Annotated in this window: 1 protein-coding gene; it reads left to right on the top strand. The window is 60.5% G+C overall.

What is annotated here, in order from left to right; all coding sequences use genetic code 11:
- Window positions 1-197: YHS domain-containing protein (locus tag HOC_RS20805; protein WP_156950594.1), on the top strand; the 197-nt coding region annotated here is incomplete at its 5' end.
- Window positions 198-354 lie beyond the last annotated feature (157 nt).

Here is a 354-nt window from a genome sequence, read left to right as displayed (position 1 = left end):
ATCCCGTCTGCCGCAACATGATTGCGCTGGAAGAAGCGGCTGCGTCAGAGCCTTACGCAGGCTGGACCTATTTTTTCTGTTCCAGCCGGTGCCATCAGGTCTTCAAGTCCAATCCGCGCCGCTATGGCGACCCCGGTCTTCCGCCACGGACCCGTCCTGTCACCGCCTCCCCCGATCCTTCGTCTCACAAGACCTGACCAGTAGGAAAAGATCGCCGCATGGACCATTCCGCCCACACCCATCAATCAGATCCTGCGGCGACCATTTCAGGGCCGCAAACCAAGCCCAGCGCGCATGGCGGTCATGACCATACCGGCATGATCGCGGAATATCGCAAGCGCTTCTGGGTCGTCC

Origin of the sequence: Hyphomonas oceanitis SCH89 (assembly GCF_000685295.1) — a bacterium.
GTDB lineage: Bacteria > Pseudomonadota > Alphaproteobacteria > Caulobacterales > Hyphomonadaceae > Hyphomonas > Hyphomonas oceanitis.
The sequence above is the reverse complement of the archived record's forward strand: the minus strand, read 5'-3'. Positions and strand labels throughout refer to the sequence as shown.